This is a genomic window from Pseudoalteromonas sp. Of7M-16, assembly GCF_022347805.1.
In the GTDB taxonomy this organism is placed as follows: domain Bacteria; phylum Pseudomonadota; class Gammaproteobacteria; order Enterobacterales; family Alteromonadaceae; genus Pseudoalteromonas; species Pseudoalteromonas luteoviolacea_F.
Window position 1 is genome coordinate 156,460 of sequence record NZ_JAKRFY010000010.1, and the last position, 23,715, is coordinate 180,174.

The 23,715-nt window shown below is 45.0% G+C and carries 19 protein-coding genes; 8 read left to right on the forward strand and 11 right to left on the reverse strand.

Annotated features, from left to right (window positions below; genetic code table 11):
* Positions 1-39: 39 nt before the first annotated feature.
* The 3 genes from MHN81_RS12680 to MHN81_RS12690 form a co-directional block, all read right to left on the reverse strand.
* Positions 40-630, reverse strand: coding sequence for a hypothetical protein (locus MHN81_RS12680; RefSeq protein ID WP_239425879.1), 591 nt, complete (start codon positions 628-630; stop codon positions 40-42).
* Positions 631-787: 157 nt separating this feature from the next.
* Positions 788-2,608, reverse strand: coding sequence for a glutamine--fructose-6-phosphate transaminase (isomerizing) (glmS, locus tag MHN81_RS12685; protein WP_239425880.1), 1,821 nt, complete (start codon positions 2,606-2,608; stop codon positions 788-790).
* 30 nt (positions 2,609-2,638) lie between these two features.
* Positions 2,639-3,415 carry a DeoR family transcriptional regulator gene (locus MHN81_RS12690; RefSeq protein ID WP_023398964.1) on the reverse strand — a complete coding sequence of 259 codons (777 nt, stop codon included), beginning with the start codon at positions 3,413-3,415 and terminating at the stop codon, positions 2,639-2,641.
* Between the two features lie 259 nt (positions 3,416-3,674).
* Here MHN81_RS12690 and MHN81_RS12695 point away from each other — a divergent pair, with 259 nt between their 5' ends.
* Positions 3,675-4,571, forward strand: coding sequence for an aspartyl protease family protein (locus MHN81_RS12695; protein ID WP_036975935.1), 897 nt, complete (start codon positions 3,675-3,677; stop codon positions 4,569-4,571).
* Between the two features lie 36 nt (positions 4,572-4,607).
* Here MHN81_RS12695 and MHN81_RS12700 read toward each other — a convergent pair whose 3' ends face one another.
* From MHN81_RS12700 to MHN81_RS12710, 3 genes are read right to left on the reverse strand one after another with little or no spacing between them, the layout of a single operon-like run.
* A complete protein-coding gene (locus MHN81_RS12700) occupies positions 4,608-7,019 on the reverse strand; it encodes an ABC transporter permease (protein WP_239425882.1) in 2,412 nt (803 codons plus the stop codon).
* A 15-nt stretch (positions 7,020-7,034) separates the two neighbouring features.
* On the reverse strand, positions 7,035-7,736 hold the full coding sequence (locus MHN81_RS12705; RefSeq protein WP_023398961.1) for an ABC transporter ATP-binding protein: 702 nt from the start codon (positions 7,734-7,736) through the stop codon (positions 7,035-7,037).
* Positions 7,737-7,760: 24 nt separating this feature from the next.
* Entirely contained in the window at positions 7,761-9,023 is a 1,263-nt protein-coding gene (locus MHN81_RS12710) for an efflux RND transporter periplasmic adaptor subunit (RefSeq protein WP_023398960.1), read from the reverse strand.
* A 211-nt stretch (positions 9,024-9,234) separates the two neighbouring features.
* On the opposite strand from MHN81_RS12710, the gene MHN81_RS12715 reads away from it, so the two are divergent.
* The 4 genes from MHN81_RS12715 (at position 9,235) to MHN81_RS12730 (ending at position 14,911) form a co-directional block, all read left to right on the forward strand.
* Positions 9,235-10,614: a sigma-54 dependent transcriptional regulator gene (locus MHN81_RS12715; RefSeq protein ID WP_023398959.1), complete on the forward strand. Its 1,380-nt coding sequence runs from the start codon at positions 9,235-9,237 to the stop codon at positions 10,612-10,614.
* A gap of 3 nt (positions 10,615-10,617) precedes the next feature.
* Positions 10,618-11,922: an ATP-binding protein gene (locus MHN81_RS12720; RefSeq protein WP_239425884.1), complete on the forward strand. Its 1,305-nt coding sequence runs from the start codon at positions 10,618-10,620 to the stop codon at positions 11,920-11,922.
* An 86-nt stretch (positions 11,923-12,008) separates the two neighbouring features.
* Entirely contained in the window at positions 12,009-12,761 is a 753-nt protein-coding gene (locus MHN81_RS12725; protein ID WP_239425886.1) for a LytTR family DNA-binding domain-containing protein, read from the forward strand.
* Positions 12,762-12,919: 158 nt separating this feature from the next.
* On the forward strand, positions 12,920-14,911 hold the full coding sequence (locus tag MHN81_RS12730; protein ID WP_239425888.1) for a hypothetical protein: 1,992 nt from the start codon (positions 12,920-12,922) through the stop codon (positions 14,909-14,911).
* Between the two features lie 33 nt (positions 14,912-14,944).
* Here the strand turns inward: MHN81_RS12730 and MHN81_RS12735 are convergent, their stop codons facing one another.
* Positions 14,945-15,241, reverse strand: a complete 297-nt coding sequence (locus tag MHN81_RS12735) for a DUF6482 family protein (RefSeq protein ID WP_023398955.1) — start codon at positions 15,239-15,241, stop codon at positions 14,945-14,947.
* A 177-nt stretch (positions 15,242-15,418) separates the two neighbouring features.
* Here MHN81_RS12735 and MHN81_RS12740 point away from each other — a divergent pair, with 177 nt between their 5' ends.
* From MHN81_RS12740 to MHN81_RS12750, 3 genes are read left to right on the forward strand one after another with little or no spacing between them, the layout of a single operon-like run.
* Positions 15,419-16,702, forward strand: a complete 1,284-nt coding sequence (locus MHN81_RS12740) for a LysM peptidoglycan-binding domain-containing protein (RefSeq protein ID WP_239425889.1) — start codon at positions 15,419-15,421, stop codon at positions 16,700-16,702.
* A gap of 22 nt (positions 16,703-16,724) precedes the next feature.
* The gene (locus tag MHN81_RS12745; RefSeq protein WP_239425890.1) at positions 16,725-17,408 is read left to right on the forward strand and encodes a hypothetical protein; all 684 of its coding nucleotides are present in this window, start codon (positions 16,725-16,727) and stop codon (positions 17,406-17,408) included.
* Entirely contained in the window at positions 17,387-18,037 is a 651-nt protein-coding gene (locus MHN81_RS12750; RefSeq protein WP_239425895.1) for a pesticin C-terminus-like muramidase, read from the forward strand. Before MHN81_RS12745 ends, MHN81_RS12750 begins: the two co-directional genes overlap by 22 nt.
* Here MHN81_RS12750 and thpR read toward each other — a convergent pair.
* From thpR to MHN81_RS12770, 4 genes are all read right to left on the reverse strand, one after another.
* Positions 18,027-18,554: an RNA 2',3'-cyclic phosphodiesterase gene (gene thpR, locus MHN81_RS12755; RefSeq protein ID WP_239425897.1), complete on the reverse strand. Its 528-nt coding sequence runs from the start codon at positions 18,552-18,554 to the stop codon at positions 18,027-18,029. The two genes, MHN81_RS12750 and thpR, sit on opposite strands and share 11 nt — an antisense overlap.
* Complete coding sequence (locus MHN81_RS12760; protein WP_239425898.1) at positions 18,555-19,076, reverse strand: hypothetical protein; 522 nt, start codon at positions 19,074-19,076, stop codon at positions 18,555-18,557.
* A gap of 116 nt (positions 19,077-19,192) precedes the next feature.
* The gene (locus tag MHN81_RS12765) at positions 19,193-22,339 is read right to left on the reverse strand and encodes a lantibiotic dehydratase (RefSeq protein WP_239425899.1); all 3,147 of its coding nucleotides are present in this window, start codon (positions 22,337-22,339) and stop codon (positions 19,193-19,195) included.
* Between the two features lie 10 nt (positions 22,340-22,349).
* A complete protein-coding gene (locus MHN81_RS12770) occupies positions 22,350-23,570 on the reverse strand; it encodes a lanthionine synthetase C family protein (protein WP_023398948.1) in 1,221 nt (406 codons plus the stop codon).
* Between the last annotated feature and the right edge of the window lie 145 nt (positions 23,571-23,715).

Consider the following 23,715-nt stretch of genomic DNA (forward strand, 5'->3'; position numbering starts at 1 on the left):
CCGCAAGGTGCTCTTGAGTTAAAGGCGATAGTGTCCGAGTTACATGTTTCTTTTGTTCCCTGGAAGTTTTTTCATTAAATTAGTCGTCTGTACACTAATCACCCGTTGGGAATGAGCCAGCATCCCCAACTGACGCAGAGACACGATTTCAAAATCAAACGGCTTGTTCCTTTCGGAAAACTCGATGAGGTTGTTCCGCCCAAGAAACTTGTAAAAGTTTACAATGACTCTTAAGTACGTCTTGGCAGTGGATATTGCAATATCGTCTGACTGGATAGCGCTGACGAGGAAATCTGCGAACCTAAATGTTTGTTTTCGGCTTTTTGAATGGGGAAACTGCCAATAGTTTAAGTTGTTCTGATGGAGAAACCTAAAATATAGAAGCAGCGCTTTTGCATCCGTTGCAGTGCTTTTAGCCTGCTCTTCATCTTTCTTCCAGAAGAGATATAGGCATACGGGTTTGACAAGTGAACCATCAGGATCAACCAATATATGGACGGCTATCTCTTCTAGGTTTTCACGATCAGCAAGCTTTAAGGTTTCTTCGCCAGTTTCTTTGTCTATAGATAGAGACAGTTCGGGATCTCTATAGACATTCACTTCACGGATATAAAAATCGTTATCAATCATGGTGACTGAAATATCTCCTCATTTGACTTGCAGCTACAGCATAGCTAAGTCATATTAATTTGAAGTTACAATCACCAAGGTTAAGGGGCTACTCCATCAGCCCAAGGATAGAGACTTTATTTTAATCCCACACTTTTTTGAACCCCTAAATACCTAATTACTCAACCGTAACCGATTTAGCTAGGTTGCGCGGTTGGTCAACATCCGTGCCTTTGATCACGGCAACATAGTATGACAACAGCTGAAGTGGGATTGTATAGACAACTGGTGCGATGATGTCTTCAACGTGGTTCACGTTCATTACACGCATTGTATCATCTGATGAGAACGCGGAATCTTTGTCTGCAAATACATAGATAATACCGCCGCGAGCGCGTACTTCTTCAACGTTTGATTTAAGCTTTTCAAGCAATTCATTGTTTGGTGCCACAACAATGATTGGCATGTCCGCGTCAATCAGTGCAAGTGGACCGTGCTTTAATTCACCCGCTGCATACGCTTCTGCGTGAATATAAGAGATCTCTTTTAACTTAAGTGCCCCTTCCATTGCGATTGGGTATTGTGAGCCACGGCCAAGGAATAGAGAGTGGTGCTTGTCTGCAAACTCTTCCGCCAGTGCTTCAATGCCTTCAGCCATGCTCAGCGCTTCTTCTAGCTTGTTTGGTAAAGTCTTAATAGCATTAACAATCACACTTTGGTCACGACCTTTTTCTTGCGCGATCGATGCTGTTAGCATCAATAAGCCAACAAGTTGCGTCGTGAAAGCCTTGGTAGATGCAACGCCAATCTCCGCGCCTGCCTTGGTCATAAATGCCAAGTCAGACTCACGCACCAATGAAGAGCCTGGTACGTTACAAATGGTCATTGACGCCATGTAGCCCTGCTCTTTAGCTAAACGTAATGCCGCTAACGTATCCGCCGTTTCACCAGACTGAGAAATAGTAACAAGTAGGCTATTTTCGTGAACAAACGACTCACGATAACGGAACTCTGATGCAATTTCGACATTACAACTCACACCTGCAAGTTGCTCAAGCCAGTAGCGCGCAACCATACCTGAGTGGTATGACGTACCACACGCGATGATTTGAACATGTTTTACATCTTTAAAAATCTGATTCGCGCTGTCGCCAAACGCATCGATTGCAACGCGATCGTTTTCAAGGCGGCCTTCAAGAGTGTTACGCACGGCCAGTGGCTGTTCGTAAATTTCTTTTAGCATGTAGTGGCGGTATTCGCCTTTACCAGAAGCGTCTTGCGTGATGTTAGACTCAACCACTTCACGTTCAACTGGGTTGCCTTCAATATCAAAGATTTCAACCGTATCACGCGTAATACGTGCAACATCACCCTCTTCTAAGAAGATAAAGCTGCGTGTCACTGGTAAAAGTGCTAACTGATCCGAAGCGATAAAGTTCTCGCCAAGGCCTAAACCAATCACTAACGGGCTGCCTGAACGTGCAACGATGATTTCATTGTCGTTTTCTTTATCGAATACAACTGTACCGTAAGCCCCTTCTAGCTGTTTTGTTGCCGCTTGAACTGACTCAAGTAAGCTGCCATGTTGCTGGCGTAATTGGTGGATCAGGTGCACCATAACTTCCGTATCTGTATCCGATAAGAAAGCATAACCATCTTCTGTTAACGCATGGCGCAGCGCTTCATGGTTTTCAATGATGCCATTATGTACCAGCGCAATTTGCTCATTTGATAAATGTGGGTGAGCGTTCGCTTCGGTTACACCACCATGTGTTGCCCAACGTGTGTGCGCAATACCCGTTGTGCCTTTTACTTCTGCGCGCTCTAGCGCTGCAGCTAAATTTGCAACTTTACCAACTGCTTTTACCGTATTAAGTACACCCACATTGCTCAGCGCAACGCCCGCTGAATCATAGCCACGGTACTCAAGACGTTTTAAACCTTCAATTAGAATTCGGTTAACTGGGCGCTCTGCCACAGCTCCTACGATGCCACACATAATCTCTCCATTTGTTGCACGTTAGTGTGTTTATTTTTGTGTGATCTCTGCACAGATCACGTTTACGCCATGAGCCTCGATCGCTTGGCGCATCTCAGGTGCCAAGGTGTTGTCGGTGATCAAGGTTGTGACTTGCTGCCAAGGCAGCTCTAAATTTGGAATTTTGCGACCAATCTTTTCAGATTCAACCAGCACAATGACTTCTCTTGCGGTCTCTGCCATTACCTTGCTCAATCCAATCAACTCATTAAATGTGGTGGTACCGCGCGCCACATCAATGCCATCGGCACCAATAAATAGCTGATCAAAGTCATAAGAGCGTAGCACTTGTTCGGCAACTTGACCTTGGAAGGACTCCGAATGTGGGTCCCATGTGCCTCCGGTCATCAAAAGAGTGGGTTCATTTTCAAGTGACAATAAGCGGTTAGCAATGTTGATGGCATTGGTCATTACCACCAAACCGCGCTTTTTCGCCAGTTCAGGGATCATCGCAGCAGTTGTTCTACCACTATCAATAATGATTCGATTGTGGTCGCGGATCAACGCCGCTGCGGCTTTTGCAATGGCGACTTTACGCAATGGATCTTGCTTATCTATATCTGTGGCAACAATCTCTTTAGGCAGTGCCACCGCCCCGCCGTAGCGACGCAGTAGTAAGCCACTTTTTTCAAGAGCGGTTAAATCCTTTCGAATCGTAACTTCTGAAGTTTCAAACTCAGCAGCCAAAGCCTCTACACTGACTTCACCCTCGTTATTTACACGACTGACAATGGTGTGTCGGCGCTGTTGAGTGTTACGTTTGGTCATTTATCTTTCACATAAGTTTCGTTTCGAAATTTACGTGTATTCTAGACGAAACATTGAAGATTATTCAAGTTTAAATTTGCTTAAATAATTTACAATTTTATGAAGCTGTCCTTAACTGCGATCACACAGCACATTTAAATGGAATTGAATGCCAATGAAACAGCTCCCCAGTAAGCACAAAAATACATTGATACACGTCACAGCAGTACCTAAAATAGCAATAATGAAAATAACTAAATATTTATATAAGCATCATCAAATGAAATTTACATTACTCTCACTTGGGCTATTGTTTAGTGCGTTCTCTCACTCAGCAGTGACACCTTGGTTAGACTTTACCTATCAAAATGGTCTGGTCACCGTGCCTGTAACAGTATCAGGCATTGAAAGTTACGCGGTGCTGGATACCGGAGCTTCAGGCAATTCAATCAATCAAAGCTTTATTGAGGCGAATAAACTTACCTATACCCACAGTGGCAATATGAATATCCAAGGGGCATTCGATGTCAAACGCAACAAGGTATATCAAAAAGTACCTGTGTCGTTTTTTGGTATTGACACCCAGCTAGAAAATATTGCAGAAATAAATTTAGGCGGACCAGAAAAATCGCTCCTATTTGGTCGCGGTTTTTTTAAGTTATTCAATACCCAAATTGATTACCCAAACCGACGTATAAGGCTGCTTACACACGATCACCTCGACTTAAAAAAGTTTGAAAATATCGGCTTCAAAATGCAAAAAGGATTCGATCAGCCCATCGTTAAAGTGGAATTAGAAGGTGAATCAGCTTGGATGTTACTCGATACTGGTTTTTCAGGTGGCATTATCATTGAGCGCCGCTTTGCGAAAGAATTTGGCTGGCTAGACACTGAAAATGAGCAAGTAGATTTTGCAGGTGTTAATAGCGTAGAGTCAATGGAAGTTGTAAAAGCAAAAGAAGTAAAATTTGGTCCTTATACGCTCTCAAACGTTAAAGTCGCTTTTCCAGAGAAGGGCAGTAAAGTCAAGGTTTCCAGCCAGTATAGTCACTCAAGCAGCCATGTTAAAGGCGCTAAAGTCAAAGGCATTATCGGCTACGATGTGTTTAAGCATTTTGTGATGACAATGGATTTGAAAAACGGCAACTTACATATCGGTGTGCCAAAAGAATCATAATAAAAAAGCCAGCGCCCCGGCGCTGGCTTTTTGCCATTACTCGTAACGTAAAATCAAAGATGGTCTTATACTTGCTGCTCGAAATGCCAGCGTTGCAACAGTTAGCCAAGTGCTCATCGCCACAAAACTTGCACTGAACAGATATACCCAAATAGCCTGTGTTATACGCTCATTAAAATGATTCAGCCACCCGTCCAAGAACCAATAACTTAACGGGAATGACAACACCATTGCCGCCACGATTAATGCTAGATATTCTTTCGCAAGCAAATTAACAATACTAATGCGAGAAGCACCAAGCACCTTTCGAACTGCAACTTCTTTTTGCCTACGAAGCGCAGAAAACGATGCAAGTCCCAGCACACCCAAACAGGTTAAAAACACCGCCAACGAGCTAAAGAACAAAACTAGCTGCTGTACACGATGCTCACTAATGTGTGCTTGCTGATATTCATCTTCTATGCGGGTGACAGATACCTCATGAAGCTTTAATTGTTCAGTCACTACTGTTTGCAATTGCTGCGCTACATCAGATGCTGCCACCGAGCCATCCAGTTTGACCACGATATTTGCAGACGAGTGACTAACGACGCCAGCGCGAAATGATATCGGCAGCTGAGTTTGTTTCGCTGAGCCCAGCTTCACGTCGGCAACAACACCCACTATGTTCACTTGAGTGCGGCCTCGGCGCGCTGTTGCTTGTTTACCTATGACCTCTTGTGGATCCGTATAACCTGCAAGTCGCATCATACTTTCAGAGATTAATATTGCGTAACGGGTAATGCCTTGCTCATCTGTGTGCGCCCAATCCGTACCATACTGAGGAGAAAAGTCACGCCCAGCCAAAATCGTTAGGCCTAGTGTTTCTGCTGCATAAAATCCGGTTGAAACGGTCGGTTGTGTGCCTTCCACTTGCTCACCATTTGGCCAAGTTAAGTGCAATTCACCATTCATATCAACGGTTAGATTGGTATTACTGGCAGTTGCCTGAGAAACGCCAGGTATGCTGCGAATAGTCTCGAATAGACGGTTATTGTCGGTTTTGAAAACTAACTCCGCAGGTAGATCTTTGACCAATAATCGTTCTGTTTTGCCATAACCTACTTCCAAATCATTCACTAACGCCATTTGTTTGTAGATGGTCACCGCTGCGATGATCAACGCAATTGACAACACACTTTGTAAATATAGCGTCAGTTTACGTACCCAGATTGCGGTTTTCCCGCGTTGCAGATCGCCACTCAATACCCTTTTTGCACTATAAGAAGAAATAAACAGCGCAGGATATAAGCCAGATAGCACGCCAACCAGTAAAATCACCACAATAACGCCACTTAAAAACCACATAGAAAAGTCTAAGCTCAATTGCCTATTCAACAGTTGGTTTACGCTGGGCAGTGCAATCTCCACTAGTGCAAACGCAATTAAACCAGCGACACTCGCAACCAGTACGGCTTCAGTCAAAAACTGCTGAACAAGTTGCAAACGACTCGCGCCCAAGGCTTTTCTCACACCAACCTCTTTGGCACGTTTGGCCGCAGCAGCGATATTTAGGTTAATAAAGTTGGTGCTCGCCACCAATAACAAGACCACGGCCAGTGCCACGCTCACCCACATAACTTGTTTCGAGCCACCTTGCTTCATTTCAAATGGGCCACGGCTATTAAAGTGCACATCCAGCAGCGGTATCATATGCAGTGATAAAGTTTTTCTACGACCTTGCTGGCGCTCGGTAAAGGTGCGATTAAGTTCTGTTTCAATCAACGCCGCATCAGCGTTCGGTGCCAAGCGCATATACACATAGCCATGAACGTCCGGATCGGCGTGTTTGGGCAGCGCTGTCAGCGTCTGAAAATAAAAATGCGTATTGTCTGGTAAATCTTCAAATACAGCAGCGACAGTATAACTGCCTGAGCCATGGTTCAGCTGTTCGCCCACTATATTCGTGCGGCCAAATAAGCTGATCGCCGTACTTTGACTCAGCGCTAATTGGTCTGGCAATGAAATGGCATCTTGCACTGATCCCGACAACACATTTAGAGTCACAAAATCGAGCAGATTGTTGCTAACAGAATAAAAATCTGGCAGCTGCACTTGTCTATCCGCGACTTTAACAGTCAAAGCCAACGGCGCATTATAAAACTCTAAACTGTCGGCATCGGCAAGCAACAAGACATCTTCAACCTGAGTTTGCTGCTTCATCAAAAATGGCGTATCTGTGCCTGCCGTCCCAACTAATTGCAAACCCCAACTGCGATAATCGGTATGAACCCGATACACCCGCTCGGCATTTGGCTGTGTGCGGTCAAACGAGAACTCATAGACTGCAAATAGAGTCACCATAATGGCGGCAGCCAAGCCTAGACTCAGCCCCAACACATTTAGCGCAAAATGTTGTTTATGCTTGGCAAATGCACGCACAGCAGTGGTGATATAACTTGAAAACATAACGCCTCCTATTACTTACGCAACATGGCTTGGTTGAGTTACTTGACTGGCTTTGTCAACCAAGATCCGACCGTCTAATAACCGGACCACCCTATCTGCATAGTCTCCTTCTTTCTCAGAGTGAGTCACCATGATCACGGTTGTGCCTTCTCGATTTAACTCACGAAGCATCGCCATCACTTCTTGAGAGTTTTTCGAATCTAAGTTTCCGGTTGGCTCATCGGCTAAAATCAGTTTCGGGTTGATCACCAATGCCCGGGCGACAGCGACGCGCTGTTGTTGACCGCCTGATAGCTGTTGCGGTAAATGCTCGGCTCGATGATCAATACCTACACGTTTTAAAATCTCTTCAACACGCTGATTTCTTTCTGCTTTTGATACATTTTGGTATTGTAGTGGCAGCGCCACATTCTCAAACACCGTCAACTCATCGATCAGGTTAAAGCTTTGGAAGACAAATCCGATTGACGCTTTTCGCAAGCTTGCCATCTGCTGCTCTGAATAGCCCGACACTTCTGTGCCGTCAAACAGATAGCTACCACTTGAGGGACCATCTAGCAGACCTAAAATCGATAATAAGGTAGACTTTCCACAACCAGAAGGGCCCATAATGGCCACAAATTCACCATCACTGACGGTTAAATTAATACTGTCGAGTGCAGTTGTCTCAACTTCATGGGTTCTAAATACGCGATTTAATTGTGAGAGCTTAATCATTTTCCTGTCCTTTAATGCTTTTTATTAGTTACTTAGATTTAAAACATGGGCTTTATCAAAGTTGCCATAATGAGAGGTGATCACTTGCTCTCCCGGTGCAAGGCCTGATAATACTTGGTAATAGTGTTGATTCTTTTTGCCCAGCCTTACGTTGCGACGCTGCGCTTGGGTGCCATTCTCATTGAGCACAAACACCCAGTGACCGCCGCTGGTGCTAAAAAAAGCCCCTCGCGGCAGCAAGGTCGTTTGGCTTTGCTCAGTACTAAACATCAGTTGTGCATCAAGCCCCTGGCCACGTTTGATATCCTGTGTCCCAGACGGCAATTCAGCCTCAATTTGAAATTGTGCATTCGTGACGCGACTATCAATTTTGCTTACTGTTGCGCGCAACATGTGGTCGCCATGTGCAATCTCGATAGCCATGCCTAACGACACCTGATTGAGATAAAATTCATCCAAACTGACCGCCAGCTTGAACTCGCCTGGAATGTCTATCTGACCAAGGCGCGCACCCGCTTGTTTGGACTCGCCAACCTGCACATCCAACTCGCTTAAATAACCTGACACTGGCGCTGTGACCTGCAAACTTTCGAGGTTTTTACGCGCGAACTGTAAATTTTCTTGTAACATTTTTGCACTGTCCTCCAGCTGTGCCAGTTGCACTTTGCGAATGCTGCTTTCCTGTTTCTGGCGCTCTATGGTTAGCGCATGAATATCACGGTTGTATTGTAGGTTTTCACGCACTTCATCGACTTCCTCTTGGCTGATCAAACCTTTACTCAAAAGGGTTTCTGATTGCGTTAGCTTTCTTTTTAAGTGGCTGATCTCCAATTCAATATCCAATAAATCACGCTTTAAATTAAGCGCATTGGTGGTCATGGTCATTTGCGTATTGCGCAAAAAGTTTAATTGCTCAGTCACCTGCGCTTCACGGCTCATTACGTCCAACTGCAAATTGGTATTGGAGAGCTGTACCAAAGGCTGCCCTTGCTCAACATAGGCACCTTGCTCTAGCAAGCGTGCTTCAACACGACCACCGGAAACAGTATCTAAAAAAATGGTCGTTTTGGGGACCACCTGCCCACGCACACTCAACGCATCTTTGAATCCTCCGCTGACAACTTTATTGATCGTCAGGCCAGCCATGTTCACAGTTTGAGACAGTCCTTGTTGTTGCGCCGATTGACTCATGCTGTATGCACCAAACCCTATCAGTAGAGCAACAGCCGTTGCGAGCACAGGTTTTAAAAATCTGCGGCGTGTCGGTGTAGTAATTTTTTTGTCCATGGTATCAGCTCCTTTGGCTTAGATACCTTAGTTAAAACAAGTTTAATGCCAAAAATTAATTCTTTATAAATCAATAAAGTATGGGTTTGGTTTAAATGCTCTTTTTAATAAGTGTCCGAAAACAGAACAGGTTGATGTCCATAATTGGACAGTTAAACGGGTTTTACGTTAAGCTCTAACGGTCAAAAAATAACTATAACGAGCTCATCGCATGGACAAGCACGGCACCATTCTTATCGTCGACGACAACACAGACGTCTTACTTGCAGCAAAATTACTGCTGAAAAAGCACCATAAAAAAATCATCACGACAAATAATCCGTTTGACGTTGCATCACTGCTTGATAGTCATCCTGTTGATGTTATTTTACTCGATATGAACTTTGATCGAGATGCCATCAGTGGCCAAGAGGGGTTCTACTGGCTAAAAAAAATCCACGCCCAAGATCAGAGCATAGCCGTGGTACTGATGACCGCATATAGTGACGTGCAGCTCGCCGTCGAAGCCATCAAAAATGGCGCAACCGACTTTGTTGCCAAGCCATGGCAAAACGATCAACTCCTGACGGTTATTGCCACCGCGCTCGCACATGCGCAAGACAAAAAAGCACTCAACCAATTATCACGACAAACACAAGGACTCAGTCAGGCCCTCAGTTCCCCCCAAAGTGAATTTTTGGGCCAAAGTGATGCCATGCTGCAAGTGTTTGATACTTTAGAGAAAGCAGCGAAAACCGATGCAAATATCTTAATTACAGGGGAAAGTGGCACAGGTAAAGAGCTCACGGCACACGCCATTCATGCCCAAAGTCCACGCGCGCACATGCCATTTATTAGCCTTGATATGGGTGCCGTTTCGGAAAACTTATTTGAAAGTGAGCTATTTGGCCATAAGAAAGGGGCATTTACCGATGCAAAAGCAGATCGTGTTGGTCGTTTTGAACTGGCTCACGGCGGCAGCTTATTTTTAGATGAAGTCGCTAATATGCCTCTCGCACAGCAAGTTAAATTGCTTGCTGCTATCCAAAACAGACAGATCACCCCGATTGGTAGTAATAAGGTCATCGATACTGATATTCGCCTTATATGTGCAACCAATGAAGCACTCCCAGAAGCCGTTGCAAATGGGCAGTTTCGCCAAGATCTGTTATATCGAATCAACACCATTGAGATCCGCCTTCCACCGCTAAGAGAGCGTCAAGCAGATATTCCTCTGCTCGTGCAGCACTATGTCGATATCTATCAGCAAAAGTACCGCCGTGATTTAACCCTGCCTCCCAGTGCTATGCGTTCACTATGCGCATATCACTGGCCCGGCAATGTGCGTGAACTCGCCCATACTATCGAGCGCGCCGTGATCTTATCCGAAGGCAGCGAGCTTGCCATTCATCACGTGCTGGTTGCTGAGAAGCAAACGAATGATGCACAAAATGAGGCTCTGCAATCTGATACCTTTGATTTAGAAATTATTGAGCAGCGCACCATACGTGCGGCACTGAAGCACCACCAAGGTAATGTCAGTCACGCAGCTAAAGCGCTGGGACTGACGCGAGGCGCAATGTACCGCCGCCTAGAAAAGTACGGGCTGTAACCCATGGATATACACTTTAAGGCTATGCTTGGCACTGTCAGTTTACTGTTTAGTGGCGCTTTACTGTATCTATCCATTACTCATTATGGAGTCAGTGCGGTTACGGCGGTCATGCTACTTATTACCATCATGCAAATAGGTTGGATCAGTCGCCTCTTTCAACAAACATTGCGCTATCCTGAGCAATTGTTTCGCGCTTTAGCCAATGGCGATCACACACTCGGTTTGCCACTGGCTCACCCACTGCGCAAAAGTTACGAACAGGCTCGAGCGCATATGCAAGCCGCACAAATAGATGCTGAGCGACAGGTACAGTTTATCAACGCGGTATTCAATCATATGGATCTGCCGATGTTAATCTGTAATGAGCATGAGCAAGTGATTGAGCAAAGCTCCGCTGCGAGCAAGCAACTTGGCATTAAAATCAACCATTTACAATCACTGAATGCAGGAAGTACCGAGGCGTATAAATTCATTTCTGAAGCCACAACAAACCAACATGGCACCTTTACGTGGCAACGTAAAGAGCAGCCAGACACCCTGTATATACAAGTAAGTACCTTGCGAGTGCAGTATCAAGAATACAAAGTGGTGACACTGCAACCTATTACTGAGCAACTCAATGCCAAAGAGCAGCAAGCGTATAAACAATTAACCAAAGTGTTGACACACGAGGTCGCAAACTCAATCACACCTTTAGCATCGATGGCGCAAACTTGCTTAACCTTGCTCCCCGAAGGACAGACATTTGACGAGCTAGACGACAAACAAGACTTATCCCTTGCTTTGACGACTTTGGCGTCCAGAAGCGCACATTTAAGTGAATTTATACAAGAGTTTAGACACTTAAGTAATTTACCTGCGCCCAAGTTGCAACCCACAAATCTGAACGACCTGCTAAATTCGATAAAACAATTATTTACTGCTCAGCACCCCGGTGTGCAATTTGAAGTAGCGTGTGCAGCACACACCATGTGCACACTCGACGTAAAACAAATTGAACAAGTACTCATCAACCTTGGTAAAAATGCCATTGAAGCGATGACCACAACCGCTAATAGTACTCCCAAAATCCAGCTAACAAGCTTAGTTAACGAACAAGGTCAACTGTGTGTCGATATCTGTGACAATGGTCCGGGCGTCAGTGAACAAGCCAGCAAAATGATGTTTGTGCCGTTTTTTTCAACCAAACAGCAAGGCTCAGGTATTGGTCTCAGCTTATCGAGACAGATAATGGTTCAACATGGCGGTGAGCTCATTTATTTAAATCGTCCAAAAGGCGCCTGTTTTCGTTGTGTGTTTGGTTAAGTAACCTGCTTAAAATATCATCACAATTATATAGGCAAATAGAATTATTCTAGTAAACTACTACCGCGTTTCTGATTTAGGGTTACATGATGACTGAACAACTTAAAAAGGAATGGCTGATCTCCTGTGCAGGTTGGAGTGCATTCATCTTCTTCATGACGGCGACCTATATACTCTACGACTGGGCTATGCCACCCGCTGAGGAGATCAACAATCGACCGGGATGGGCTTTGCAAGAATGGGGGATCTGGTATGTGCTGACGCCTATCGTATTTCGTTTACTCAGCCAATACCACAGTGCCAAGCTTTTAACGAAACAAAGATGGATCGCGGTTATTTCACTGATGCTGTGTATTTCTATGACCTATCAAGCCATTTTTGACTTCTTGGTACTGTGCGATCCGATCCCTTATACCATGCTTTATTTCGCGCCGTCACACCCATTGGTATTAGGTGTGATCAGCTATCTTTGGCATACTTTCTTACGCACAGAATTAACCGAACAACACGACGTGTTTGAAGTAGATGCTGGCAGCAAAACCGCATTATTAAGTTATGATGATATCACCCATATTAACTCTGCCAGCAATTATGTTGAGCTGCATACTGAGCATCAGCATTTCCTCAAGCGCATCACATTAAAGCAAGTTGAGCAGCAATTACCCAACTCTCAATTTATCCGCACCCACCGCTCTCATCTGGTCAACTTGAACTACATTGAACGTATTCAAATCAAGCCCTCGGGCAGCGGACTGGTGTTACTCAAAAGCGGCCAAACCGTTGCGCTGAGTAAAGCATTTAAGCCCGCGCTCAAAGCCAAACTCAAACATGTCGCATAGCAGCCAGCACAGCACTCGTCCCGCGCCACTTGGGACGAGTGAACAATACCTGTCCATTCGTCCCAAAAAGCGACCAACTATCCCTAGGTTATTGATTAGCATAGATTGATTTATTCAAATATCGTCAGCAAGTAAGTTGACAAGGGACTCAATCAACCATGACATTTCGTAACTATCGGGCCATCTCGCTCAGTTTTTACTGCCTAGGTGTATGCTATTTTGGTGCCTCAGCCGCAGCAGAAGTACCGCCTCTTAACAGTGAGCAATTTGCCGTTGTAAAATTCACAGACTCGGCACTCGACAGTCTATATGGACAAAATGCACTAGATAAAATCAACCAGCTACCTGGCTTTACTTTATCGCAATCGAACTCACAACGCGGGCTCAGTGCTGCCGCAGGCAATGTGCTGATCAATGGCGCTGCTGCTGTTTCTAAGTCTGAGTCGCTCACCAATATTTTAAGACAGCTGCCAAGCGACCAAATCGCCGCTATCCATCTATACAACAGCGGTCACCCCTTTGGCACTGCAAATCAATTTAATCAATTGGTTAATGTGATCACCCGTGCGCCCAAACTCAGCGCACACTGGCAAGCACGCAGTAAACTCACTTCAGCTTATCAGGCGTATCGACCCAGTGAGTTGGCAGCTCAAATTTCGTTACCCGCAGACGCATGGCAGCATCAGGTCAATATGCACTATCAAGATGACCGCTATCAATCAACCTCACTGTATGATGAACGCGATAAAGTTGGCATGACGCTTGAGCAAGGCCATGAAGATTTCTTTGAGAAACTTAATAGCCGACAAGTTTCATTAACCAGTCAGCGCAATCTCGAAGACACTCGGCTAGCACTGTCAATTAAAGCGACCAATGACGGCACACAAATAGCACAACGCCGCACTAGTGCTCAGCAACTTCCCTGGCTGTTTGATAGCTATCTATCTGAATCTGAGTATGAAATGAGTGTTAATTGGCAACACAGTGGCCAACATAGTCAATGGCAGTTTATTGCGCTGCACAATCGTAATATGACCGATGCCAACGAGGTAACATATCAGCACGGCCCAATTGCAGATTTATATCAGCAACACAAGGTTCAGCAAGAGCAAGTAGTACAATTTAATTTTAGCGCGCCTAACATGCGCTATGCACCAGAAATGGGCATTGAAATCAGCCGCAATCAGTTGCATGCAATAACCTATTACGACGGTGGATTTGAGCAAGGCCAAGTCACCGAGTTACGCTATCAACCTTATGCAGCTATCACCACAGAACTAAGCGATCAGTGGCAATTGTATACTCGCTTAAATACGGAGCGTACAACGTTATCCAGTAGCGCTCAGCAAGGCAGTAAAACCTATTTGGGTTTTATCAAACCTGTAGCAAGGTTAAGTTACGACCCTCAATCGAATTGGGATGTTATTTTTACTGCTCAGCATCACGTAGATCAGCTCGATTTTGATGACTTTGTGCAGAGCCAAGATGCTGAATTTGACCGCACACAATCTGGCAACCTGCAACTGAGGCCAAGCCAATACAGTGAGGTGGCGGCCCAGTTCAATATCCGCCTAGCCGATACCCTAGTGATGAATTTCAATGTATTTCACCAGTGGCAAAAAGACATACATGAATACCTGCAATTACCCGATGGCGACACTATGATAGGCAATGCGGGACATGCGAGTCAGTTTGGCGCCTCTCTCAGTGCAACTTGGCAAACAGAGCACTGGCTTGAAGGGAGTCAATTGAGCGTCAGCTATGATTTCGCGCATGCGCAATATGATGACCCACTCGCAGGAAACCGGCCTGTTGACGGCCTCACACCCCAAAGCGCGAATATCGAGTTTCGTCAAGATATGCAGCAATATAGCTGGGGACTTGATATGTACATCCCAGAAAAAGAGACCAATTATTACGTTGACGAAATATACATAGAAAAAGACCAAGTAGAAGTAAACGCATTTGCAGAATATCAACTGTTCACTGATTTACGGATGCATATCTCCTTGACCGCGCTTAACACGGCCAAATACAGCTATGTGCAAAACTTTTACGCCAACAATCGACATGGTTCGTACATAGGCACACGGCGTTTTGATGAACGTGTCGATCCTGTTGTCACCATTTCGTTACTGGGACAGTTTTAGACTGGGGCATAGCGCCCCATCAAGGGACTCAGGTCAATGCACTAAGGGTAACTTAAAACGGCAGTGGCCATCACTGACGCTACCGACCATTTCATCATAGGCGGTTTCCATGTCGAGGGTGGCTTCTGTGGCACCGAGGTGTGCCAGTTCAACCTCAGCTTCACGCAGTGAATTGTAGGTCACCACTTTACCCTGTTTGTCCGTGATCAGATGATAATTACCTAATACATCTAAACCACCAGCCAAATAATGATTGGAGTCTGCATAGCTCAGAATAATGGGATCCATATAACTATGCTCAAATTGCTCTTTCAATTCTGTGCGATCCATAAAAACACCTCTTGCTAAATGGAACTACTTACTTAAACGCACTCACACCCAGTTTAGTTCAAAAAATAAACAGAAACTATGTAAATTAAGCTTGGTGTACCAATTTTTTTAACTTGTGTATTTATTTCACTAACTTATAAAATAGTGCCACAAGAATAACAACAATACGGCGCTACCATGCTTAAACGATCGCTACTTATTGCTTGGGTCCTATCTCTGACGGCCTGCCAATCTACCCAAGAAGACCCGACAGATCATAGCCAAAGCTCTCTGCCAGAATTACATATCGAGCCATCGCCTTTACCAGAACAGAGCAAAGAGACTGTAACTTCAGCGTTTCCCATTGCGCCAATGCAGGTTGAAGATGTTTGGCAGCGGATCCGCCAACAAATCAGTTTCGCTCCTTCAAGTCACCCTCGAGTACTGACACGGGTAAATTGGTACCTTCAACATCCCAACTACATGGATACCATCAGTCAGCGCGCAGATCCGCTGTTGTACTATATTGTCACTGAAATCGAAAAGCGTGGACTCCCCATTGAGCTAGCGCTGATGCCTTTGATCGAAACCGACTTTGACATGCAGGCCTACTCACACAAACACGCTTCAGGCCTTTGGCAACTCACGCCTTTGATTGCAAAACATTATGGTATCGAAATAAACCCTTGGTACGATGGACGCCAAGATCTCATTGATTCAACCAATGCTGCACTGGATTTTTTGACCTATTTACACAAGCGTTTTGATGGTAATTGGTACCACGCCATTGCCGCCTATAACACCGGCGAAGGACGTGTTTTAAGGGCCATTGAAAACAATCGTAAAGCGGGAAAATCAACCGACTTTTTTGCCCTCAAACTGCCACGTCAAACGCGTCATTACGTGCCAAAGCTCATCGCTGCAACGCAGTTACTTAAACAACAGCTTATGCCCTTTCCAGCCATTGCAAACCAACCGGCGATCAGCGTCGTTTCTTTGCCAGCTGCGACAATTTTAGACAGAGATCCAAACTGGTCTATGTTGGCAAAATTGAACACCGGCTACGCACGTTTTCCGGCCTTGCTCGGTGGGCCCAATCGATTGATCATACCCATAGACAAAACCGCAGAGTGGGCCGCTTATGCGCAAAACCTGCCGACCATGCCTAGTAACCAGTGGCAAACGTACACAGTTCGCCGTGGTGATAGCCTCAGTGTCATTGCCGCCAATTATGAACTCAGCGTCAGTCAGTTAAAGTCATTCAATCAACTGCGCTCAGATACCATACGCATCGGACAGCGCCTCGTATTGCCGGTATTGGCAGATCAACATTACACCTATACTGTTAAATCCGGAGACAGTCTATGGCGTATTGCTAAGCAATTTAACGTCTCAGTAAACAAGCTAAAGCAATGGAATGAACTATCAAACTCGACATTGCAGATTGGCAAGCAGCTGACCATCTTCTTGGCTGCTCCCTGATCGCATCAAAAGGAAATGAATAATGTCTTCTCATCCAGAACAAATACCAGAACCCCCCTGCACTAAGCCCAAACTGAAGTTGCGTTTGTCACGCTCAAAGATGAACAGTATTTTAGCGCTATGTGCCATTTTAATCTCTGCTGCTTCCTTTTACGCAACCTACATGCAAGCCAAAGCCGCACAAGAGCAAGTCACTGCTGCTGAGAGGCAATTGTACGCAGAAACCTGGCCTTGGCTGCAGGTCAGCTACAGTGATTACGATATTGAAGCAGAGCGTGCGCATATGAAAGTGAAAGTCACAAACTCCGGAACGGGCCCCGCACTGATCAAATTCATGTTATTTACCTACCGCGACACACAATACGATAGCTTGGTCGAGTTGCTAAACGATTGTTGTAGCCTCAAGGCGTACCAGTCAGCACTGAAAGAAGCACAAGCTGACAATGCCGACATCAACTACATGAAGCAGTTTGGCTGGTATGTGACCAGCAACCCAAACAATGCCCTACTTGCTGATGGCAATGATTTGGTGCTGTTTTCTATGGTAAGAAGCCAGTTCAACAACAGCTTATGGGAGAAAATTGGCGACATAGCCCATGACATTGAAGTAAATACTTGCTATTGCTCTCTACTAGAGCAATGCTACATAGTCAACAAAGAGTCAGACGTTAAAAAGGTTGAGAGTTGTTCCAACGCCATACAGTAAACCGTAGAAAAGCGGCCAAACACATTTGTTTGTACGAAGGAGTCATTGCCCATTTATACCTTGATACGCGGGGCAATGTCACCCTAGGAGCTGGCTTTCATATCACCAGCGCCAACCAGCTCAATAAATTGGCATTGCGAGAAAAAGCCACGCACAAAGCCGCAAGTCGGGCAGTTAAGTGCCAAGAATTTGAAAACATTACACGGCTCCAGTCAGGACGGCTGGCAAGCTGGTACGAACCACATTGCAAACTCTACTTACCACATGAAGAGTGCATCAAACTGTTGGAGAAAAAAATTGCCGAGTTTGAAGCTGAATTAGAAACGCTCTTTAGTGCAAAAAACGGCTATATTCCCTTTCGCCGTATGCCTACCAATGCTCAGCTCGCGCTGCTCGACATGGCGTACAATTTAGGTACTCCTAACTTGAGTCGTGCATGGCCCAATTTATTGCACGCCATTCGCAGCGAAAACTGGCAAGATGCCGCCAAAGAATGTCGACGAAAACATGTCGGTACTGCCCGCAACCAAGCCACAGAGCGCTTATTTAAACAATGTGGCCATACCGGCATGCTGCAAAAGCTAGGTCACTATATTCTTACCAAGGCGCTGTCTTGGCTTAAGCGCTAAGTTTAAATGTGTGGATCGGCGAATAATGCAAGCCATCAGCCTGTGAATGCGAGTGATAAAGGTGAAACTGCGTCACGGCAATAGAAAAAGGCATGAGCGGGCTGTTTACCTGAGGCGTCGGTTTAACACCTCTAAATAAGGTAATGTGCGGTGAAAACGGATAAGGGTTGCGATACAACCCCTGCTGCTCCGCGCAAAGTCGCAATGGCTCAGCTAACTGTAATAAGTGATGCGCATTAGTGTGATCGGGCCGCAAATAAAATATCCCATTGTGTGACCAGTAGCCGGTTTGAGAGAAATGCAGTTGAAAGGGCGGCGCAGCGAGTGTCTTTGCGAAGTCCACCATCGCGTCTTCTCGCTGACTATCTACATGGCCCAAAAAAGCCAAAGTCAGATGCCAGTTACGCATCAATGTTGGCGCTTTATTCGCACTCACATGCTGAGCCAGCCAGCTCTGAATATCTAAGGCGTCGCTTTTTGCCAAGCCAATACCAAAAAATAATCGCTTAGTAGCCACTTATTTAAATACCACGCTTTTATCACTGGGCTGATAAGTACGGGTTTCTGGTTGTGTCCATTTCCCTTGTTTAAAATATTGAGTTGCAACAGTAAATTTGCCATCTTTATAACGACTGGTAGATTTGACTTCGGTAATACCATTTTGGTTACCAACAACCTGCTCATAAGCTGCAAACTCGTACTTGTTGATCACTTCAATACGTCCGGAAGTATAAAACCCTGCTGTGGTAAAGTAGTAAAACACCAAAGACTGTTTTTGTTTATCCCAAAAAATCAAAGACTCGCCACCATAGTCACCTGAATTGATTGAGTGTAGTGTTCTGATAGCCGTTCCATTGAGTGCGCGCTCCCAACGACTGATATCTTCCACTGCAGGCGCATCTGCTGACATACTGAAACTGGCTTGCCAAGTCCCCAAATAAGGCTTAAATACTTTGAGCTCGCTTGCCAGCTCGCCGGCCCAGACAAATGGGTTGTATATACATGCTAAACATAACAACCAACGCAGAGTTTTCATCATTTTATTCCTCATTTTTTTAGACTGTAATTTATTCTGCAAGGCTTTAACTTTAGTGTGCCTCTATGCAAAGCACAAAAAAAGCGCTCAAGTGAGCGCTTTTTCATTCATGTCCGCAATTATGCTTTTTTATCTGCTGAAAAGTACTTACGGCGTAACAGGTCGTGTATTACCAGCTCCTGCTCTCTACCATACGCCTTGAACATGCGATTGTTGTGCATATGCAAGAGTGAATTCAGCAATGAATCCCGAGTACAATTCAGTTGCTTTTCTGTGATCTGGCGATTCAAAACTTCAATCACTGGCGCTGCGCTATTTTGCCACTGTTCTAAAATGTTCAATATCGCAGATTGCGCCTCATCACATTGATCGGCCTGCTCAGGTACTAACTTGATAAAGTCATCGTCTAGCTTCTCTTGGTATTCACGATAACGGCTACCCAGCTGCTTACGCAATGCACTGGTTTCGTTGAACTCTCGGCCGAAGCCCTCGCGCAGCTGACTCACCAAAGCAAAACGCGCTTCATCTGTATACTCAAACATATTCAGCAGTCGATGGGTGCATGCCAGCGCAACACGCCAACGAATGTCTTCACCATATTCTTCTACCAATGCACATGATTGAGCGATTAATCGGCTATCAAACATAAACAGCGACTCAACCAAGCCCATTGATTCAGGACCACCGTAACGCTCAACTTCTCGCTCGTAGGTCATTAACTCAACCTTGTGAAGCTCTCCTGATTCAATTTTTGGATCTAGTAGTGCATTTAAGCGCGGTAACAGTTGGCCACACAATAGTTGCGGATCACCGTGGAAACGCAGACGAATATGCCAATCAGGATCACCGTATCGAATAAAGAACCACTTGTCATAGAGCCCAGCATTTTGTTCAATCAAAGGCAATAACTCATCCGTCAATAACTGTTCAACCAAAGAGTTACCTGAATATATCTTTAAGCTTAGCCACTCAGAGCCTGCACTGAAACGACGCTTAATCGGCTCCGCAGTAATATTTGCAATAGGATCATCTGAGAAATGACTGTGCACCACAGCATGTTCGTTGAAAAACGGCACTATCACTTCATTGTTATAATGGTGACCTGCACTGTCCACTACGCGAGAGCGATAAGCACTGGTTAGTACTTCTTTTAACTCGACTGTCGTCTGGCCCTTGCTTTCTCCTAATAAAATGGCAAACATTTCCGGATTGCGTAAATCCAGCTGCAATACATTGTCAGCCATGGCAAAGCTCACTTGCGCATCCAACTGATATTTTTGCATTAAGTCGTCAAGCTGTTGGCGATTGAACTGGCCTTTTTTATTGACCGCTTCCAACTCTGTGCGCTCGATACGCCAAGTCTTCTCACTGAGGATCAGGTTATCTAACATCACTCTAGGTACAAATGAAGCGCGCTCTGTACTCGATGGCATACTAAAGTGCGGCGCACGCCCCTCTTGGTGTTGCAACATACATAGGAACTTATAGGCACTTAAGCTGCGTGCCGAGTAATTATGTGCACTCGATAAACGTGGGATAACTTGCTTATTTAAACGCTTGCTCCACAGCTTCACTTTTTGACCTTCAACCCACACATGCAAATCACTGAGTGGGATTTGGAATTCGTCACTTAACGCGCTGTCAGCCATAAATACAATTTCATATTGCCTCAAATGTGGTCGGGCTATCACGTTACCAGGTCGCCCTTCAGGCATATGCACCACTTCTGCAAAAATGACATCTTCACTGTGGGACTGTTCATGGGTTAAATGTTCGGTGACCGACTCTTTTAATTGCGGGTCAAGGTGACAGAACCGGCCCAATAAGTTTGCTGCGGATGGGCCATAACAGCCATTAAATTTATAGACAGGATTGCCTCTGTCATCTTGATATAGGCTCAGCATAGTGCCAAAAGAGTATGGAAAACTCTTTATTGCGTCTTTGTTATTTATTTTCCCTTTGAGCTCTTTGCTCTTCAACACCACACAGTCTTTGCCACGGTTTTCAGGTAAACTCAGCGCGCGTTCAACAATGCTGTCAATCATGCTCACTTCAGGCGCTGTCGCCTGATTAGAACCATTACGTGCTAAGTTTAACCCCGCTACCAACGGTGCTTCGTAGCCTGTTTCGGTAGAAATACCTATGCCTGATTCATCGTCCAAAATCGCATCTAGAGGCACAAACTGGCCTTCAAAGCGGCTGTTAAATTGCGTCATAAACTGACTTAAACCAGATCCGGCACTGGTGATAGTCAACCCTGCGATCACTTCCAATTGTTTTTGTACACGCTTGAGTTCCATTTCAGAAATTTGGCATTGCTCAAACGCGCGATAGATATCACTTTGGAATAGTTTGTTTTCTTGTGCCTTCACCGGCAGGTTTTCAAGGTGAGACAGCAGCTGCTTGTACGGTGCGATCTCACCACTTCGTGCGTTATCAAGTTGTTCTATTTGACTCAGTGCCGTTGCCAGCTTGTCCGCCGCATCCAACTCTTTAATGCCTTCAATTGATTTAAGTAACGCTTGATCCGGAGAATCGCCCGTCAAAGGCAGTGGAATATCAGCAAGCAACACGCCTTCATCGATCAGATCTTGAATATAGCTTTCGACTTCTTCTTGATCCGCTTCTTGATAGTGCGCAAGAAAATGCGAAACAAGCGCATTGAAGCTCAAACCCGGTTTAGCCAATTCCAGTGCAAACTTAAAATACTCATCACTTTCAACGGCGCTTAATCGATACTGCATGGTGTCATCAGACAAATAAGTTTCGATATAACGGCACTGCTCGGCAATAAAGTAATGTGATGAGTTTGGCTTATAGGTCAGATGATCTGAACGTGAAGCATGTTTAATAAAATGCTCTTTTAACGCCGACAAATAAAACATATCAAGCCGGGTTTTGCGTGTATCTTTAGTGTGTTGTGCTGGTGTTAGCGTGGTTTGACTATCTACTGTCCCTTGATGAATGCCTGAGAATAAGCCAAATGGTGTGGGGCGCGAACACATGCGCACCATGTATTTAATCAGTGCATGGGCGACTTTTTTACCCTGTTTAGAGTCAGGTTTAGTGCGCCATTGATCGATGCGCTCCAGCAGTGATGGACTGGCCAGATAAATCGCTTCTTCAACCCCAGGTGTCGACAACCATGCACTTAACAGCGTGTTTGTGTCTTGGTTTTCATCGCCAAATGCCACTAGCTGCTCCAAGGCTAAACGCGGTGTACGTATTACAAAAAAATTATCACTTTTTAATTGTTTGCTAGACATATCTGTACTCCTATACCATCAACAAACAGTCTGTCCAACTAACATCGTCATCTAACAAACTAATCAGCCCACACCCAATACCCGCAAAGCCCATTAAAAAGCCGTAGTCAACCTCGTGCTCTTTGCTCAGACCGTTATACGAGTACAAAGCTTCGAGCCCGCGTTCGCGATACTCATTTAAGCTGTAGTCAACCCAGTATTGGGTCGTTTTAAATAACTGTGGGTTTGGCATGTATTGATTTACAATTTGGAAAATAAGTGCAAGGCCAACAAACCCATGACACAACCCTGCATCATTGATATAGCCGCTCTTAGCATCTCGTTTAGCTGCATGTAGGGCAATTTCCAGCGCGCTATCAACATAACTTGGGCGATCTAACGCCTGGCCCGCTCTTGCCAGTATCAAGGCAATTGTGATGTCTCCATAACACCAACCTAGACGAGAGTTCGGCTCGTCTTCACCAGCACATGAGCCATAACATGAAGGGGCATGATTGTGCCCAGTTTGGTTTTCCAATAGCCAATCACATGCGCCTGAAACCAATTTAGTAACACGTGCTTGTAGTGATGGGATTTTCAATGCCGGCAATAACGCCGCGATCATCCCTGGTACACCATGCGCCAGCCCTAAGTTGAACTCAGGCTTTTCTTTGTCATCCGTATCAAATCGATATACTGACTCTTTCGGTTGTGACCAAGCGATGTGACCGTTGTCAAAATACGTCGCGGTGCTCTCAAGCCCCGACACAATAATGTCGAACAATTTAGTTTGGTCTGAATACTTACTGCGTCTAGCAGCATAAGGTGCGTAACCAGACAAGCCCAGCACCATTTCAATTTCACCCGGCCACGGGTTGTAGTCAAGCGCTTGTGTAAACAGCTCATCGACATCTTCCAGCAACTCTGAATCATAATCATCTTGATCTGCTTGATTCAAATACTCAAGTACCCAAGCTTGACCTGCAAGGCCTGTGCTTAACTCGAAGCTTTGCTCAGCTAATTGCTCTTGTAATAATTCTAGCTTCTCTGAAAAAAGCGCTTCATCAACGGAATTTGGATCCAATTGATGTGCTTTAAATAGAAATAAAAGTTGTCCAGCAAGTCCGCTCAGTAGGCCGTTTTTTAATTCAGTATCTGTTTGAATATTGCGGCTGACTTCTTGCGCTAGGACAGTGATGATGTCGCCAATTTCTTGCCGTTGGCTGTCTGTAATTAGTAGTTGCTCTGACATGGTCTTCCTTAATTAATAAAGCTTTATTTTTTTTCTTGTATCAATAAAAGCTAACTTAAATCATGAGGTAGCTCAATAGAGAGTGTTCCTATTATCCTCATTTATATCGCTTATATTGTATCTATATATGTTTCCTTCAGCCTGT

Coding starts and splice junctions, on each gene's coding strand:
- MHN81_RS12680 (WP_239425879.1), bottom strand. CDS start 630: ATGATTGATAACGATTTTTATATCCGTGAAGTGAATGTCTATAGAGAT.
- glmS (WP_239425880.1), bottom strand. CDS start 2,608: ATGTGTGGCATCGTAGGAGCTGTGGCAGAGCGCCCAGTTAACCGAATT.
- MHN81_RS12690 (WP_023398964.1), bottom strand. CDS start 3,415: ATGACCAAACGTAACACTCAACAGCGCCGACACACCATTGTCAGTCGT.
- MHN81_RS12695 (WP_036975935.1), top strand. CDS start 3,675: ATGAAATTTACATTACTCTCACTTGGGCTATTGTTTAGTGCGTTCTCT.
- MHN81_RS12700 (WP_239425882.1), bottom strand. CDS start 7,019: ATGTTTTCAAGTTATATCACCACTGCTGTGCGTGCATTTGCCAAGCAT.
- MHN81_RS12705 (WP_023398961.1), bottom strand. CDS start 7,736: ATGATTAAGCTCTCACAATTAAATCGCGTATTTAGAACCCATGAAGTT.
- MHN81_RS12710 (WP_023398960.1), bottom strand. CDS start 9,023: ATGGACAAAAAAATTACTACACCGACACGCCGCAGATTTTTAAAACCT.
- MHN81_RS12715 (WP_023398959.1), top strand. CDS start 9,235: ATGGACAAGCACGGCACCATTCTTATCGTCGACGACAACACAGACGTC.
- MHN81_RS12720 (WP_239425884.1), top strand. CDS start 10,618: ATGGATATACACTTTAAGGCTATGCTTGGCACTGTCAGTTTACTGTTT.
- MHN81_RS12725 (WP_239425886.1), top strand. CDS start 12,009: ATGATGACTGAACAACTTAAAAAGGAATGGCTGATCTCCTGTGCAGGT.
- MHN81_RS12730 (WP_239425888.1), top strand. CDS start 12,920: ATGACATTTCGTAACTATCGGGCCATCTCGCTCAGTTTTTACTGCCTA.
- MHN81_RS12735 (WP_023398955.1), bottom strand. CDS start 15,241: ATGGATCGCACAGAATTGAAAGAGCAATTTGAGCATAGTTATATGGAT.
- MHN81_RS12740 (WP_239425889.1), top strand. CDS start 15,419: ATGCTTAAACGATCGCTACTTATTGCTTGGGTCCTATCTCTGACGGCC.
- MHN81_RS12745 (WP_239425890.1), top strand. CDS start 16,725: ATGTCTTCTCATCCAGAACAAATACCAGAACCCCCCTGCACTAAGCCC.
- MHN81_RS12760 (WP_239425898.1), bottom strand. CDS start 19,076: ATGATGAAAACTCTGCGTTGGTTGTTATGTTTAGCATGTATATACAAC.
- MHN81_RS12765 (WP_239425899.1), bottom strand. CDS start 22,339: ATGTCTAGCAAACAATTAAAAAGTGATAATTTTTTTGTAATACGTACA.
- MHN81_RS12770 (WP_023398948.1), bottom strand. CDS start 23,570: ATGTCAGAGCAACTACTAATTACAGACAGCCAACGGCAAGAAATTGGC.